Origin of the sequence: Ancylomarina sp. 16SWW S1-10-2, assembly GCF_009669305.1 — a bacterium.
Lineage (GTDB): Bacteria > Bacteroidota > Bacteroidia > Bacteroidales > Marinifilaceae > Ancylomarina.
Map to the genome: position 1 here is coordinate 1 of NZ_SADB01000308.1, position 391 is coordinate 391.

1 protein-coding gene is annotated in these 391 nt (G+C 56.8%); it reads right to left on the minus strand.

Annotated elements, in window-relative coordinates; all coding sequences use genetic code 11:
* Nucleotides 1-391: major capsid protein (locus EMN46_RS19330; RefSeq protein WP_195715347.1), on the minus strand; the 391-nt coding region annotated here is incomplete at both ends.

Below are 391 nucleotides of genomic sequence, written 5' to 3' on the forward strand. Positions count from 1 at the left end.
GACTGAATCATGGTGAACTCACGCGCCGGATCGCCGGTGGTCACCCAGTTTTTCGGGTAACGGGCAGAGGCGTTAATGCCTTCGCGCTGTGCGTCCGCATCCTGAATGCAGCCATAGGTGCGCAGACCGCGTGCCTGAGTGTTCCCCAGCACCATCGTGTTGTCCGGCAGGAAGTTCTTTTTGACGCCGTTTTCCACGTACTGTCCGGAATACACGACGATGGCCACATCGCCATACATCCCCTTATAGGACACCGCTTTGCCCAGGTCTTTCACCGCTGTCTCCAGCTCGGAATTAGAGCCACGACGGGTATCCAGCTTCTCCTTGACGGCTTTGAAGGAACGGAACAGCGCCCAGCCTTTCGGATCGAACACGATGATATTCACCACAC